This is a genomic window from Pseudomonas sp. AAC, from assembly GCF_000725445.1.
In the GTDB taxonomy this organism is placed as follows: domain Bacteria; phylum Pseudomonadota; class Gammaproteobacteria; order Pseudomonadales; family Pseudomonadaceae; genus Pseudomonas; species Pseudomonas citronellolis.
Window position 1 is genome coordinate 870,711 of record NZ_KL647096.1, and the last position, 14,857, is coordinate 885,567.

The following is a 14,857-nucleotide window of genomic DNA, read 5'->3' on the forward strand; positions in this document are numbered from 1 at the left end:
GGCGAAAACCGGTCTGCGCCGCGGGTTGCATCAGTCTGAGCCCTTGAGCCTAGGCGATATTGAGCTGGAGCAAAGGCGGGGCGCCTCATCCCTTGGCAGCACCCGCCCAACGGCCCGCGCACGGACTCCACGAACGGCGCGGCCTTGCGGTATACTGCGCCGCCTCCGAACCGGCCCCGCTCGTCGGTTCGTCCATGTACAAGCCACGCCCGGGACCGGAATGCGTGGCTTGTTGGTTTTTGACGCGCGGCACGCGCACCACCAAGAGGCACGACGATGAGCGTACTGGTTGGCGTGATCATGGGCTCCAAGTCCGACTGGAGCACCCTTAGTCACACCGCGGACATGCTGGACAAGCTGGGCATCCCCCATGAAGTGAAGGTGGTTTCCGCCCACCGCACCCCGGACCTGCTGTTCCAGTACGCCGAAGAGGCCGAAGGCCGCGGCATCGAGGTGATCATCGCCGGCGCCGGCGGCGCCGCCCACCTGCCGGGCATGTGCGCGGCCAAGACGCACCTGCCGGTGCTCGGTGTGCCGGTGCAGTCGTCCATGCTCTCGGGCGTCGATTCGTTGCTGTCCATCGTGCAGATGCCCGGCGGCGTGCCGGTCGCCACCCTGGCCATCGGCAAGGCCGGCGCCATCAACGCCGCGCTGCTGGCGGCGAGCATCCTCGGCGGCAAGCACCCGCAGTACCACGACGCGCTCAAGCGCTTCCGCACCGAGCAGACCACCTCGGTGCTGGACAACCCCGACCCCCGCGAGGCCTGAGCAGAACCATGAAGATCGGTGTCATCGGTGGCGGCCAGCTGGGCCGCATGCTGTCCCTGGCGGGCACCCCGCTGGGCATGGATTTCGCCTTCCTCGACCCAGCGCCGGACGCCTGCGCCCAGGCCCTGGGCGAGCACATCCGCGCGGACTACAGCGACCAGGACCACCTGCGCCAACTGGCCGACGAAGTGGACCTGGTGACCTTCGAGTTCGAGAGCGTGCCGGCCGAGACCGTGGCCTTCCTCTCGCAGTTCGTCCCGGTCTACCCCTCGGCCTCCGCGCTGCGCATCGCCCGCGACCGCTGGTTCGAGAAGTCGATGTTCAAGGACCTGGGCATTCCCACCCCGGCCTTCGCCGACATCCAGTCCCAGGCCGACCTCGACGCCGCCGCGGCCGGCATCGGCCTGCCGGCGGTGCTCAAGACGCGCACCCTGGGCTACGACGGCAAGGGCCAGAAGGTCCTGCGCAAGCCCGAGGACGTGGCCGGCGCCTTCGCCGAGCTGGGCAGCGTGCCCTGCATCCTCGAAGGCTTCGTGCCCTTCACCGGCGAAGTCTCGCTGGTGGCGGTGCGCGCCCGCGACGGCGAGACGCGCTTCTACCCGCTGGTGCACAACACCCACGAGAACGGCATCCTGCGCCTGTCCGTGGCCAGCAGCGAGCACCCGCTGCAGGCTCTGGCCGAGGACTACGTCGGCCGCGTGCTGGACAAGCTGGACTACGTCGGCGTGCTGGCCTTCGAGTTCTTCGAGGTGGACGGCGGCCTGAAGGCCAACGAGATCGCCCCGCGCGTGCACAACTCCGGGCACTGGACCATCGAAGGCTCCGAGTGCAGCCAGTTCGAGAACCACCTGCGCGCCGTGGCCGGCCTGCCGCTGGGCTCCACCGCCAAGGTGGGCGAGAGCGCCATGCTCAACTTCATCGGCGAAGTGCCGCCGGTGGAAAAGGTGCTGGCCATCGCCGACTGCCATCTGCACCACTACGGCAAGGCCTTCAAGGCCGGGCGCAAGGTCGGCCACGCCACCCTGCGCAGCAAGGACCTGGCCACCCTCAAGGCGCGCATCGGCGAAGTCGAGGCCCTTATCGGCAAGGGCTGACGCGCCTGGCCGCCCGCTTCTCATGGCGGGCGGCCGCACGGAACGCCAGGCTTTCCTACACTGTCTGACAAGGGGCGCGCCGGTTGGCGCGTCCATCCACAGGAGGGAAAGCCATGGGTTTAATCGGAACCATCGTCATCGGCCTGATCGTCGGCCTCATCGCCCGTTTCCTGAAGCCGGGGGACGACAGCATGGGCTGGATCATGACCATTCTGCTGGGCATCGGCGGCTCGCTGCTGGCCACCTACGGCGGCCAGGCCCTGGGCATCTACCAGGCCGGGCAGGCCGCCGGGTTCATCGGCGCGGTGGTCGGCGCGGTGATCCTGCTGGTCATCTACGCCTTCGTGAAGAAGAACTGAGGCTCCACGCCGGGTAGCGCTGGTCATTTGCCCGGCGATCCCCAAGAATGTGCGCCGATTCCCGCTCGCCCGGCCCGGGCGGGCGGTGAAGATCATCCGCCGTCTTCCCGTTGCGTGGGCGCCCGCTGCCGGCGCCCGAGAGCCCTTTCATGCGCCGTACCCTGCTCGCCTGCAGCCTCGTGCTGCTCACCGGCCTGGCCCATGCCGCCGACATCCCGGAAACCGACTGGCTGCAACTGATGCCGCCCAGCGACCGCAAGGCGCTGGAGGAAATGCCCGAGATCGACCACAACAGCCCGGAAGCCGCCGGCACCTTCACCCAGAAGCAGGGCGGCCTGAAGCAGAAGGGCAAGCTGCCGCCGGTGATGTTCTCGACCAAGACGGTCGCCGCGCTGGACGGCAAGCAGATCCGCCTCGGCGGTTATCCGGTGCCCCTGGAGAACGACGCCAAGGGCCGCGTCACCGAATTCTTCCTGGTGCCCTACCCGGGCGCCTGCATCCACGTACCGCCGCCGCCGCCGAACCAGATCGTGCTGGTGCGCTACCCCAAGGGCATGAAGATCGACGACATCTACAGCCCGCTGTGGGTGACCGGCAAGCTGAAGGTGGAGAAGGTCAGCAACGAGATGGCGGATGCGGCCTACGCGATGGACGAAGCCAAGGTGCGGGCGGTGCAGGATAGCGATCTGTAGGAGCGAGCTTGCTCGCGAACGGTGTTTCCCGGATGCGCTGGTGTGTTGGGTTGACTCCGCTCCCTCTCCCCAGCCCTCTCCCTGAAGGGAGAGGGGGCCAGTCCGTGCCGAGAGGAGGAATGGTTTCAGCCGGCAATCTCTGCGCTAGCCGGCTGACTCCGAAATACCCAAGCACTCCGAACAGTCCCCTCTCCCTTCAGGGAGAGGGTTAGGGAGAGGGCGCTCTTCAGGCCCAGCACCGAACCTGGCCGATAGACCCCACTCGCTTGGGCAAGCACAAGGCCCCGTAGGATGGTGTTGAGCGAAGCGATACCCATCACCACCACCGCATGGGTTTCGCAAGCTCAACCCATCCTACGAAAAGCGCAGCCCTAACCCTCCAGCCCTTCGCTCCAGATCTCCACGCTCATCGTCTCGCTCCGCCCCGGCGCCACGCTCAGCACGTCGTCCCACACCCTTGCCGTCTCGATGCACAACATCCTTTGCCAGGCATCGTCGGCGAACTGCGACAGGCGTTGCGCCTTGTCCACCCAGGGATTCCACAGCACCGCCGAGCGCGAGTGCCCGGCATGGATGTGGATGCCGCGCTGCCACTGCGGATCGCGGATCACCAGGGGCCGGTCGACGTCCAGGTAGATGCGGTCGGTCTCGCCCTGGATGCGCACCACGCCGTCCTGGCGGCGTTCCTCCCAGTTCTCCAGCGTCTCGATATAGCGGCAGCCCTGCAGGCCGTCGACGCTCACCTGGCGAACGTCGCTGACGGCGAAGTAGGTGTGCAGCGCCTGGCTCAGGGCCAGCGGCCTGTCGCCGAGGTTGCGGGTGGTCAGTTCCAGGCCCAGGCGTTCGCCGAAGCGCATCACCAGGCTCAGTTCGGCGGAGTGGGCCCAGCCTGGCAGGCCCTGCCGGGCGTCGAGCTTCCAGTGCACGGACAGCGCGCCCTGTTCGTCGGCGATGTCGTCCAGTTGCCAGTCGATGCCGCGCACCAGGCCGTGGGCCGGCGGCTGGTCGCCTGCGTATTCGGTGCGCACCTGCACCGGGTTGCGCGCCAGCTCGCCGAACCACGGCCAGCACACCGGCACGCCGCCGCGCAGGGACTGGCCGCGCTTGTACCCGGCCTGCTCGCTGAGCCACACCAGCGGCGGCTGCTCGTGGGGCTGGTAGCTGAGCAACTGGGCGCCCTGCTGGGCGATCAGCGCTTCGCCGAATTCGGTGTGGATGCGCCAGCAGGGCAGCTCGTCGATGGTGGTCTGCTCGACGCGGGGGGTGATGTAGGGGCTGCTCATGGGGGGCCTCCGGCACAGCAAGGGGAAAGGATTCAGTATCACCGATCCCCCGGCGGCCGGGCAGTTCCCCGAAAAGGCTTTTTTCAGCCCTGGCGCAGGCTTTCCAGGCTGTGCTTCTGGCGCCCCTGGGCGTCGAAGTTGGCCGCGTCGAGCCAGGCTTCGAAGGCCGCCTGGCGCGTCGGCCACTCGCTGTCGAGGATGGAGAACCAGGCGCTGTCGCGGTTGCGGTCCTTGATCACCATGTGCTGGCGGAAGGTGCCCTCGTAGGTGAAGCCCAGGCGCTCGGCGGCGCGCATGGAACGCGCGTTCAGCGCGTTGCACTTCCATTCCAGGCGCCGGTAGCCCAGCTCGAAGGCGCGCCGGGCCAGCAGGTACACCGCCTCGGTGGAGGCCGGGCTGCGCTGCATGACGCGGCCGAAGGCGATGTGGCCGATCTCGATCACGCCGTCCTTGGGGGTGATGCGCAGGAAGCTCAGCAGGCCGGTGACGCGGCCGCTGTTGCGCTCGCGCACGGCGTAGAACTGCGGGTCGGCGCTGGCGGCGTTGCCGGCGATCCAGGCATCGAAGGCGGCGCGCTCGGGGAAGGGGCCGTAGGGCAGGTAGTCCCACAGCACGGGGTCGGATTCCGGACCTTGCAGGGCTTCCCACAGGTCGTCGCCGTGGCGCGCGGCGTCCAGCGGCTCCAGGTCGAGGTAGCGGCCGTTCAGGGTTTCCCGGGCCGGGGCGGGCACCGCTTGCCAGTGCAGGGCGGGTTGGGTGTCGGTCATGGTCGCGCTCCGGTCAGAGAATCTTGCGGTACTGCACGAAGCCGGAGCGGTCGGCGATCCGGTCGTACAGGTGCATGGCGTCGGTGTTGCTCTCGTGGGTCAGCCAGTGCACCCGCGAGGCGCCGGCTGCGCGGGCCGCGGCATAGACGTGCTCGATCAGCTCGCGGCCGACGCCGCCGCCGCGCAGGCCTTCGTGGACGTAGAGGTCCTGCAGGTAGACGTAGTCGCCCTGGGTCCAGCAGGAGCGGTGGAAGATGTAGTGGACCATGCCGATGGCCTCGCCGTCGCGCCAGGCGAGGGCGGCGTGCATGGGCTCGGCGGGGTCGAGGAAGCGCTGCCAGGTGACGGCGCTGGTGGCTTCGTCGATCACGGTCTTGTAGAAGCGCTGGTAGCCCTGCCAGAGCGGCAGCCAGGCGGCGTGGTCGTCGGTGCCGACGAGGCGGATTTCGAGCGGTGCGGTCATGGGGTGGCCTTTGTCCTTGGGGTCTGGTGCCAGACTAGAGCGGGAATTGGTTCCGCTAAAGAGCCATTCATGGTCCAATTCGAGGAGCCATTTCCGGAGCCCGCCATGAACGCCCCGCTGCCTTTCGACCCGTCCGGCATCCGCCTGGACCCTGCCAGGGGGCTGGGCCAGCAGCTGTTCCAGGCGCTGCGCGAACGCATCCTCGACGGCCGCCTCGCCGCACGCTCGCGGCTGCCGGCCAGCCGTGACCTGGCCGCCGCCCTGGGCGTTTCGCGCAATACCGTGGTGCGCGCCTACGAGCAGCTCTACGCCGAGGGCTACATCGAAGGCCGCACCGGCGATGGCACCTACGTCGCCGAACGCGTGCAGCCGCGCAGCGCGCCCGCCCCGCAACCCGGCAAGGTGCCCGAGGTGGCGGCGCTGGAACGCCTGCAACGGCACCACCTGCCCAGGCCGCCGCAAGGCGCGCCGCGGGCCTTCCGCGTCGGCGTGCCGGCCTTCGATCTGTTTCCCTTCGAGACCTGGGCGCGGTTGCAGGCGCGTTTCTGGCGCGAGCCGCCGGCGGACTGCCTGGGCTATGGCGACGCCGCCGGCGAATGGCGCCTGCGCGAGCTGATCGCCGCCTACCTGCGCAGCGCGCGCGGCCTGCATTGCGAGGCGGGGCAGATAATAGTCACCAGCGGCGCGCAGCAGGCCATCGCCCTGTGCGCCCAGGTGCTGCTCGCCGAGGGCGACCACGTGGCCATCGAGAACCCCGGCTATCGCGCCGCCGGCCATGCCTTCGCCACTGCCGGCGCGCACCTGCACGGGGTGGCGGTGGACGGGGAGGGCCTGCGCACCGAGCAGTTGCGCGAGCTGCCGGACTGTCGGCTGGTCTACCTCACCCCTTCGCACCAGTACCCCACCGGCGTCACCCTGTCGCTGGCGCGGCGCCTGGCCCTGCTGGAATGGGCCGAGCGCAGCGGCGGCTGGATAGTCGAGGACGACTACGACGGCGAATACCGCTACGCCGGCACTCCGCTGATGCCGCTGGCGGCGCTCGACCGCCAGCAGCGCGTGCTCTACGTCGGCACCTTCTGCAAGATCGCCTTTCCCGCGCTGCGCCTGGGCTACCTGGTGGTGCCGCCGGCCCTGGCCGAGGCCTTCGCCCGGCGCCGCGCCCTCGACGTGCGGCACTCGGAAGTCGGCACCCAACGGGTGATGGCCGACTTCATCGCCGAAGGCCACTTCCAGCGCCACGTGCGACGGATGCGCCGGGCCGCCCGGGCGCGGCGCGACGCCCTGCTGCGCGGCTGGCCGGAGGTGCCCGGCTGCGCGCCCATGCCGCCGGTGGAGGCGGGGCTGCACCTGTGCGTGCGGGTGGAAAGCCGCGAGCGCGAGCGCTGGCTGGTGGAGCGTGCGCTGCAGGCGGGGGTGGAGGTCAACGCGCTGAGCGACTACTGGCTGCCCGAATCGACGGGGCCTGAAGACGAGCGCGCCGGCCTGGTGATGGGCTTCGCCGCCGTACCCGAGGCGCGCATAGCCGAAGCCCTGAAGGCCCTGCGCAAGGCCTGGCACCTTCCGCTTTCGTAGGATGGGTTGAGCCTTGGCGAAACCCATGCGGGCATGGCGATGGGTATCGCTGCGCTCCACCCATCCTACGTCGTGCCATGCGGGGGCTTTTCCTCGCGCTCGGCCCAGTAGGTCTGCTTGTGCCCGCGGCCCTGGTACTCAAGAGCCAGGGCCTCGGCCTCGTCGCGGCTCAGGCCGCGGCGCACGACGAAGCGGTTGCCGTTGTCGTCCAGGCGCCACAGGCACCAGTCGCGCGCCTCAGGCATCGAAGGTCGAGGTCTTGCGCAGGCGCAGCGCGAGCAGGATCAGCAGCACGCCGAAGAACAGCGCGTAGGCGCCGATCACCCAGACCACGGCCACCGCGCCGGCGCCGGGGTTGGCGATCATCAGCACGCCGAACAGCACTGACAGCGCGCCCGACAGCCCCAGCCACCATTCGTTGGCCAGGCTCCTGCGCAGGCGGAAGGCGGCGATGATCTGCAGCACGCCGGTGGCCAGCGCCCAGCCGGCGATCAGCATCAGCAGGCCCAGCGCCGTCAGCGCCGGCCAGAAGAACGCCACCAGGCCGGCCAGCACGCCCAGCGCGCCGACCAGCCACAGCGGCCAGATCGGCCGTTGCGACTCGCGCATGCTGGCCGCGGCGATCAGGGTGAACACACCGTCGACGAAGGCATAGGCGCCCCAGACGATGACCAGCACGGTGAGGGCGATGCCCGGCCAGGCGATGGCCAGCACGCCGAACAGCACCGCGGCCACGCCGCGCAGGGCGATCCATTTCCAGTGCCGGCCCAGGGCTTGCCACAGGGGATGATCGTTCATGGTTTTCTCCAGCGGGGTTCGCCAGAAACCATAGCAGCCCCGCGCCATAGGGCCGGCGCTAAAAGAAAGCCCGGCGCAGGGCCGGGCGAAAGGGCCTGCCATGGGCAGGCGGGTGGCGTCGTGCGGGACGCCACCGGGGAGCCTTGGATCAGCCGGCCGCCAGCTCGCCGCCGGCTCCGGGCGCGGGCCGTGCAGGCGCTCGTAGTCGGCGCGCATGGCCTTGTGCAGGCCGAACACAGCATTGCCGCCGCGACACTTCCGGGCAGGATTCTGCGATCCTTGCCCCCTGGAACGCATCGCGGTGATGAACGGCTCGGGCCCGCTTGCACGCAGGGGCTCGGGAGGGTTCACGGAGCGCAGCTTATTCTTAGTTGATTGAACGTTCAATAAAAACAAAATAGACTGGTCCACAATGACGCCGGACGGCACAGCCATGTCCCGCGTGAGGAGAGATATCAATATGCCCAAGGTCGGTATGCAGCCGATTCGCCGTTCGCAACTGATCCACGCCACCCTCGAGGCCGTGGACCAGGTCGGCATGAGCGACGCCAGCATCGCCCTGATCGCCCGCCTGGCGGGGGTCTCCAACGGCATCATCAGCCACTACTTCCAGGACAAGAACGGCCTCCTGGAGGCGACGATGCGGCATCTGATGTCGGCTTTGAGCAAGGCCGTGCGCGAGCGTCGCGCTAGCCTGCGAACCGACGATCCGCGCGCCCACCTGCGGGCGATCGTCGCCGGCAACTTCGACAACAGCCAGGTCAACGGCCCGGCCATGAAGACCTGGCTGGCGTTCTGGGCCAGCAGCATGCACCAGCCGTCCCTGCGCCGGCTGCAGCGGATCAACGACCACAGGCTGTATTCCAACCTGTGCTGCCAGTTCCGCCGCGAGCTGCCGCTGGACCAGGCGCGCCGCGCCGCCCGCGGCCTGGCTGCGCTGATCGACGGCCTGTGGCTGCGCGGCGCGCTGTCGGGCGATGCCTTCGACACCGAGCAGGCGCTGGCTATCGCCTACGACTATCTCGACCAACAACTGGCCAAGCGCACCGGATAGCGGGCGCGGCCTTCGTGCACGGACCATAAGAGAGGACAACCGACCCATGGCTCGATTCGACGTTCAGAAGCTCTACATTGGCGGCCGCTACGTGGAGGCCAGCAGTGGCGCCACCTTCGAGACCGTCAACCCGGCCAACGGGGAGGTCCTCGCCCTGGTGCAGCGGGCTTCGAAGGAAGACGTCGAGCGCGCCGTCGCCAGCGCCGTCGAAGGCCAGAGGGTGTGGGCGGCGATGACCGCCATGCAGCGCTCGCGCATCCTGCGCCGCGCCGTGGACATCCTCCGCCAGCGCAACGACGAGCTGGCCGAGCTGGAAACCCTGGACACCGGCAAGCCGCTGGCCGAGACGCGCAACGTCGACATCGTCACCGGCGCCGACGTGCTCGAATACTACGCCGGCCTGGTCCCGGCCATCGAAGGCGAGCAGATCCCGCTGCGCGAGAGCAGCTTCGTCTACACCCGCCGCGAGCCGCTGGGCGTGGTCGCCGGCATCGGCGCCTGGAACTACCCGATCCAGATCGCCCTGTGGAAATCCGCCCCGGCCCTGGCCGCGGGCAACGCGATGATCTTCAAGCCCAGCGAAGTCACTCCGCTGAGCGTGCTCAAGCTGGCCGAAATCTACACCGAGGCCGGCCTGCCCGATGGCGTGTTCAACGTGCTCACCGGCAGCGGCCGCGAGGTCGGCCAGTGGCTGACCGAGCACCCGCAGATCGAGAAGATTTCCTTCACCGGCGGCACCTCCACCGGCAAGAAGGTCATGGCCAGCGCCTCCAGCTCCTCGCTCAAGGAAGTCACCATGGAACTGGGTGGCAAGTCGCCGCTGATCATCTTCGACGACGCCAACCTCGACCGCGCCGCCGACATCGCCGTCATGGCCAACTTCTTCAGCTCCGGCCAGGTCTGCACCAACGGCACCCGCGTGTTCGTCCCGCGCAGCCTGCAGGCGCGCTTCGAGGAGAAGGTGCTGGAGCGCGTCAAGCGCATCCGCCTGGGCAGCCCGCAGGACGAGAACACCAACTTCGGCCCCCTGGTCAGCTTCCCGCACATGGAGAGCGTGCTCGGCTACATCCAGGCCGGCAAGGAGCAGAAGGCCCGCCTGCTGTGCGGCGGCGAGCGCGTCACCGAGGGCGAGTTCGGCAAGGGCGCCTACGTCGCGCCCACCGTGTTCACCGACTGCCGTGACGACATGACCATCGTCCGCGAGGAAATCTTCGGCCCGGTGATGAGCATCCTCGTCTACGACAGCGAAGAAGAAGTCATCCGCCGCGCCAACGACACCGAGTACGGCCTGGCCGCCGGCGTCGTCACCCAGGACCTGGCCCGCGCCCACCGGGTGATCCACCGCCTGGAAGCGGGCATCTGCTGGATCAACACCTGGGGCGAGTCGCCGGCGGAAATGCCGGTGGGCGGCTACAAGCAATCCGGTGTCGGTCGCGAGAACGGCCTGACCACCCTGGCTCATTACACTCGGATCAAATCCGTGCAGGTAGAGCTGGGCGACTACGCCTCGGTGTTCTGACCACCGCGATCGAGCCCTGAGCGGCCGGTCGCCACGACGACCGGCCTTCCGACCTTCAGACACCGGCGCGCCATGCGTCGCGGGCGGTGTCGTGCCCAGAAAAAGAGGTAGGCCTGCATGACCCAGGAATACGACTACATCATCATCGGCGCCGGTTCCGCCGGTAACGTCCTCGCCACCCGCCTGACCGAGGACGCGGACGTCAGCGTGCTGCTGCTCGAAGCCGGCGGCCCGGACTACCGCGCCGACTTCCGCACCCAGATGCCCGCCGCGCTGGCCTACCCGCTGCAGGGCCGCCGCTACAACTGGGCGTACCTCACCGACCCCGAGCCGCACATGAACAACCGCCGCATGGAATGCGGGCGCGGCAAGGGCCTGGGCGGCTCCTCGCTGATCAACGGCATGTGCTACATCCGCGGCAACGCCATGGACTTCGATGGCTGGGCGAAAGAGAAGGGCCTGGAGGACTGGACCTACCTCGACTGCCTGCCGTACTTCCGCAAGGCGGAAACCCGCGACATCGGCCCCAACGACTACCACGGCGGCGACGGCCCGGTCAGCGTGACCACGCCCAAGGCCGGCAACAACCCGCTGTTCCACGCCATGGTCGAGGCCGGCGTGCAGGCCGGCTACCCGCGCACCGAAGACCTCAACGGCTACCAGCAGGAAGGCTTCGGCCCGATGGACCGCACCGTGACCCCCCAGGGCCGCCGCGCCAGCACCGCCCGCGGCTACCTGGACCAGGCCCGCGAGCGCGCCAACCTGACCATCGTCACCTACGCCCTGACCGACCGCATCCTGTTCAGCGGCAAGCGCGCCATCGGCGTCAGCTACCTGCTGGGGGACGACAATGCGCCGAAAGAGGCGCGCGCGCGCCGCGAAGTGCTGGTGTGCTCCGGCGCCATCGCCTCGCCGCAGCTGCTGCAACGCTCCGGCGTCGGCCCGGCGACCGTGCTGCGCGACCTGGGCATCGAAGTGGTGCACGACCTGCCGGGCGTCGGCCAGAACCTCCAGGACCACCTGGAGATGTACCTGCAATACGCCTGCAAGCAGCCGGTGTCGCTGTACCCGGCATTGCAGTGGTGGAACCAGCCGCAGATCGGCGCGCAGTGGATGTTCCTCGGTACCGGCCTGGGCGCCAGCAACCAGTTCGAGGCCGGCGGTTTCATCCGCACCCGCGACGAGTTCGAATGGCCGAACATCCAGTACCACTTCCTGCCGGTGGCGATCAATTACAACGGCAGCAACGCGGTGAAGGAGCACGGCTTCCAGGCCCACGTCGGCTCCATGCGCTCGCCCAGCCGAGGGCGCATCCAGCTGACCTCGCGCGACCCGCGCAAGCACCCGAGCATCCTCTTCAACTACATGTCCAGCGAGCAGGACTGGCAGGAATTCCGCGACGCCATCCGCATCACCCGCGAGATCATGGCGCAGCCGGCGCTGGACGCCTACCGCGGCCGCGAACTGAGCCCGGGGCTGGACAAGAAGAGCGACGCCGAACTGGACGCCTTCGTCCGCGAGCACGCGGAAACCGCCTTCCACCCCTCCTGCTCGTGCAAGATGGGCGAGGACGACATGGCGGTGGTCGACGGCCAGGGCCGCGTGCACGGCATGCAAGGGCTGCGCGTGGTGGATGCGTCGATCATGCCGCTGATCATCACCGGCAACCTCAACGCCACCACCATCATGATCGCCGAGAAGATCGCCGACCGCATCCGTGGCCGCCAGCCGCTGCCGCGCAGCACCGCGGACTACTACAAGGCCAACGGCGCGCCGGTGCGGGGCAAGCCGATGCGGGCTTGAGCTAGAGAAGGGAGGGGCGCTATCAGAGTGGATAGCGCCTGAATCTTTGGGCGTCGCCGGCTGACACTGAATTTCCCCGGATGCGCCGAACGGCCCCCTCTCCCTTCAGGGAGAGGGCTGGGGAGAGGGAAAAGCGATATCAGGGAGCGCAGGACTCGTCACCACTCCGAGCTGCTTCCAGCCAAAGAGGACCGCCCCCTCACCCCCGCCGCGGCGGCACCGGCCGCGTCCGCCCGCTGCCATCGATGGCCACGAACACGAACACCGCCTCGGTGACCTTGCGCCACTCGCTGGACAGCGGATCGTCGCTCCACACTTCCACCAGCATACGGATCGAGCTGCGCCCGACCTCCAGCGTCTGGGTATAGAAGGACAGCTGCGCGCCCACCGCCACCGGCACCAGGAAGGCCATGCGGTCGATCGCCACCGTGGCCACGCGGCCGCCGGCGATGCGGCTGGCCATGGCGGTGCCGGCGAGGTCCATCTGCGACACCAGCCAGCCACCGAAGATATCGCCGAAACCATTGGTCTCGCGCGGCAACGCGGTGATCTGCAGCGCCAGGTCGCCCTGCGGAATGGGGTCTTCTTGTTCAAGCTCGATCATAGGTAAGGGCCTCGTGCCCCGACGGTCTCGATTCAAGGAAAGGAAAAGCTCTCCCAAGAGTCCTGTAAAAGTGGTTTCCTACAGAAACTTGGGACAGCTTTCTGACCGACCCCGCGCATGTCGCATCGGCATTATATAGAGGCCGACCTGCGGCAGCGACCGCAGAATGCCTGATGACAATGTTGCGCTGACGCGCTCCCATTTGCCATGGTTCGCCTTCGGCGTTCCCTGTCAGCGCCGCCAACCTGCCGAGAAGCCTTGCGATGCCTCCTGCCAATACCACCGCTGCCCGTCCGCTGACCCGCAGCGACTACAAGACCCTGTCCCTTTCCGCCCTGGGCGGTGCCCTGGAGTTCTACGACTTCATCATCTTCGTGTTCTTCGCCACGGTGGTGGGCAAGCTGTTCTTCCCTGCCGACATGCCCGACTGGCTGCGCCAGCTGCAGACCTTCGGCCTGTTCGCCGCCGGCTACCTGGCGCGGCCGCTGGGCGGCATCGTCATGGCGCACTTCGGCGACCTGCTCGGGCGCAAGAAGATGTTCACCCTGAGCATCTTCCTGATGTCGGTGCCCACGCTGCTCATGGGCGTGCTGCCGACCTACGAGCAGATCGGCATCTGGGCGCCGCTGGCCCTGCTGCTGCTGCGCGTGGTGCAGGGCGCGGCCATCGGCGGCGAGGTGCCCGGGGCCTGGGTGTTCGTTTCCGAACACGTGCCGGCGCGCAACGTCGGTTTCGCCTGCGGCACCCTGACCGCGGGGCTGACCGCCGGCATCCTCATCGGCTCGCTGATGGCCACGGCGATCAACAGCTTCTACAACGCCGACGAAGTGCTGGCCTACGCCTGGCGCATCCCCTTCCTGCTCGGCGGCATCTTCGGCCTGTTCTCCGTCTACCTGCGCCGCTGGCTGCACGAGACCCCGGTGTTCGCCGAGCTGCAGCAACGCAAGCAACTGGCCGACGAGGTGCCCCTGGGCGTGGTGGTGCGCGAGCACCGTCCGGCGGTGGCCATCTCCATGCTGCTCACCTGGCTGCTGTCGGCGGCCATAGTCGTGGTCATCCTCATGACGCCCTCCGTGCTGCAGTCGGTCTACGGCGTCCCGGCGGCCACCGCGCTCAAGGCCAACAGCCTGGCGATCATCTTCCTCACCGCGGGCTGCATCCTCGCCGGGCGCATCGTCGACCGCATCGGTGGCGGGCGTACCTTCATCGCTGGCAGCCTGCTGCTGGGCGCGACCTCATGGTTCTTCTACAGCAGCCTGAAGACCCATCCGGACTGGCTCTTCCCTTTATATGCGCTGGCCGGCCTGTGCGTCGGCATCGTCGGCGCCGTGCCCTACGTCATGGTCAAGGCCTTCCCGCCGGTGGTGCGCTTCAGCGGCCTGTCCTTCTCCTACAACCTGTCCTACGCCATCTTCGGCGGCCTCACGCCGATGGTCGTGGCGCTGCTGATGAAGGAAGACCCCATGGGCCCGGCCTATTATGTGGCCGCGCTGTGCCTGGTCGGCTTCCTTACCGGCTGCTTCCTGTTGCGCCAGGAGCGCCTGGCTGGCGAGGCCTCCCTGGTTACAAATTGATCGTTCGGACAGCTTTTTCAGAAAAGATTCAAAAAGTCGTTGACGGGGGTTTTTAACTCCCTATAATGCGCACCACTCCCAGCGACGAAGCGCTGAAAGAGCTTGAAAATCAAGCACTTAAGCAGGTTAGAAGTTGAGAGTGGTGATCAGGCTAGTGATTCACTTGCCGCCTTTGGGTTCGACAGCTGCTCCGGCAGCGAGCCAAAAGGAAGATCGCCGAGGTGCTTGACAGCGAGTTTGATCGCTGTAGAATGCGCCTCCCGCTGACGAGAAGCTCCGGCCGATCGACAGCGCAAGCGGTTGAGTAGGAACGAAAAATTCTGAAAATAACGCTTGACGAAATAAGAGGTTGGCGTAGAATGCGCGGCCTCGGTTGAGACGAAAGAATCAACCAACTGCTCTTTAACAAGTTGAATCAAGCAATTCGTGTGGGTGCTTGTGAGTTAAGACTGGTGATCGCAAGATTGTCAGCATCACAAGTAGCACTCGTGAATTCGAGAGTTTTTT

At 67.7% G+C, this 14,857-nt stretch carries 16 protein-coding genes; 9 read left to right on the forward strand and 7 right to left on the reverse strand.

Annotation, left to right across the window (positions count from 1 at the left end):
- Positions 1 to 276: 276 nt before the first annotated feature.
- The 4 genes from purE (at position 277) to FG99_RS13700 (ending at position 2,913) form a co-directional block, all read left to right on the forward strand.
- A complete protein-coding gene (gene purE, locus FG99_RS13685) occupies positions 277 to 768 on the forward strand; it encodes a 5-(carboxyamino)imidazole ribonucleotide mutase (RefSeq protein WP_009614245.1) in 492 nt (163 codons plus the stop codon).
- Positions 769 to 776: 8 nt separating this feature from the next.
- Positions 777 to 1,862, forward strand: a complete 1,086-nt coding sequence (locus FG99_RS13690) for a 5-(carboxyamino)imidazole ribonucleotide synthase (RefSeq protein WP_009614242.1) — start codon at positions 777 to 779, stop codon at positions 1,860 to 1,862.
- Positions 1,863 to 1,975: 113 nt separating this feature from the next.
- Positions 1,976 to 2,221, forward strand: coding sequence for a GlsB/YeaQ/YmgE family stress response membrane protein (locus FG99_RS13695; protein WP_009614240.1), 246 nt, complete (start codon positions 1,976 to 1,978; stop codon positions 2,219 to 2,221).
- A gap of 149 nt (positions 2,222 to 2,370) precedes the next feature.
- On the forward strand, positions 2,371 to 2,913 hold the full coding sequence (locus FG99_RS13700; protein ID WP_043270273.1) for a DUF3299 domain-containing protein: 543 nt from the start codon (positions 2,371 to 2,373) through the stop codon (positions 2,911 to 2,913).
- Positions 2,914 to 3,284: 371 nt separating this feature from the next.
- On the opposite strand, the gene FG99_RS13705 is transcribed toward FG99_RS13700, so the two are convergent.
- From FG99_RS13705 to FG99_RS13715, 3 genes are all read right to left on the reverse strand, one after another.
- Entirely contained in the window at positions 3,285 to 4,196 is a 912-nt protein-coding gene (locus tag FG99_RS13705; RefSeq protein ID WP_043270275.1) for a D-hexose-6-phosphate mutarotase, read from the reverse strand.
- 83 nt (positions 4,197 to 4,279) lie between these two features.
- Positions 4,280 to 4,963, reverse strand: coding sequence for a GNAT family N-acetyltransferase (locus tag FG99_RS13710; RefSeq protein ID WP_043270277.1), 684 nt, complete (start codon positions 4,961 to 4,963; stop codon positions 4,280 to 4,282).
- 13 nt (positions 4,964 to 4,976) lie between these two features.
- Positions 4,977 to 5,426, reverse strand: a complete 450-nt coding sequence (locus tag FG99_RS13715) for a GNAT family N-acetyltransferase (RefSeq protein ID WP_043270279.1) — start codon at positions 5,424 to 5,426, stop codon at positions 4,977 to 4,979.
- 105 nt (positions 5,427 to 5,531) lie between these two features.
- Here FG99_RS13715 and FG99_RS13720 point away from each other — a divergent pair, with 105 nt between their 5' ends.
- On the forward strand, positions 5,532 to 6,998 hold the full coding sequence (locus FG99_RS13720; RefSeq protein WP_043270281.1) for a MocR-like pyridoxine biosynthesis transcription factor PdxR: 1,467 nt from the start codon (positions 5,532 to 5,534) through the stop codon (positions 6,996 to 6,998).
- Positions 6,999 to 7,063: 65 nt separating this feature from the next.
- On the opposite strand, the gene FG99_RS13725 is transcribed toward FG99_RS13720, so the two are convergent.
- Complete coding sequence (locus FG99_RS13725; protein WP_043270282.1) at positions 7,064 to 7,243, reverse strand: hypothetical protein; 180 nt, start codon at positions 7,241 to 7,243, stop codon at positions 7,064 to 7,066.
- Positions 7,236 to 7,796 (reverse strand): HdeD family acid-resistance protein, encoded by a 561-nt coding sequence (locus FG99_RS13730; protein WP_024128866.1) that lies wholly within the window; start codon positions 7,794 to 7,796, stop codon positions 7,236 to 7,238. The genes FG99_RS13725 and FG99_RS13730 overlap by 8 nt, the downstream gene beginning before the upstream one ends.
- A gap of 460 nt (positions 7,797 to 8,256) precedes the next feature.
- Between FG99_RS13730 and betI the strand changes: the two genes are divergently transcribed.
- The 3 genes from betI (at position 8,257) to betA (ending at position 12,172) form a co-directional block, all read left to right on the forward strand.
- Positions 8,257 to 8,850 (forward strand): transcriptional regulator BetI, encoded by a 594-nt coding sequence (betI, locus tag FG99_RS13735; protein ID WP_043270284.1) that lies wholly within the window; start codon positions 8,257 to 8,259, stop codon positions 8,848 to 8,850.
- A gap of 46 nt (positions 8,851 to 8,896) precedes the next feature.
- The gene (gene betB, locus FG99_RS13740) at positions 8,897 to 10,369 is read left to right on the forward strand and encodes a betaine-aldehyde dehydrogenase (protein ID WP_043270286.1); all 1,473 of its coding nucleotides are present in this window, start codon (positions 8,897 to 8,899) and stop codon (positions 10,367 to 10,369) included.
- A 117-nt stretch (positions 10,370 to 10,486) separates the two neighbouring features.
- A complete protein-coding gene (gene betA, locus FG99_RS13745; protein ID WP_043270288.1) occupies positions 10,487 to 12,172 on the forward strand; it encodes a choline dehydrogenase in 1,686 nt (561 codons plus the stop codon).
- A 199-nt stretch (positions 12,173 to 12,371) separates the two neighbouring features.
- Here betA and FG99_RS13750 read toward each other — a convergent pair whose 3' ends face one another.
- Positions 12,372 to 12,776 carry an acyl-CoA thioesterase gene (locus FG99_RS13750; RefSeq protein WP_009614218.1) on the reverse strand — a complete coding sequence of 135 codons (405 nt, stop codon included), beginning with the start codon at positions 12,774 to 12,776 and terminating at the stop codon, positions 12,372 to 12,374.
- A gap of 263 nt (positions 12,777 to 13,039) precedes the next feature.
- Between FG99_RS13750 and FG99_RS13755 the strand changes: the two genes are divergently transcribed.
- Positions 13,040 to 14,350, forward strand: coding sequence for an MFS transporter (locus FG99_RS13755; protein ID WP_043270290.1), 1,311 nt, complete (start codon positions 13,040 to 13,042; stop codon positions 14,348 to 14,350).
- A 146-nt stretch (positions 14,351 to 14,496) separates the two neighbouring features.
- Here FG99_RS13755 and FG99_RS32480 read toward each other — a convergent pair whose 3' ends face one another.
- Entirely contained in the window at positions 14,497 to 14,769 is a 273-nt protein-coding gene (locus FG99_RS32480; protein ID WP_162493536.1) for a hypothetical protein, read from the reverse strand.
- Positions 14,770 to 14,857: the final 88 nt, after the last annotated feature.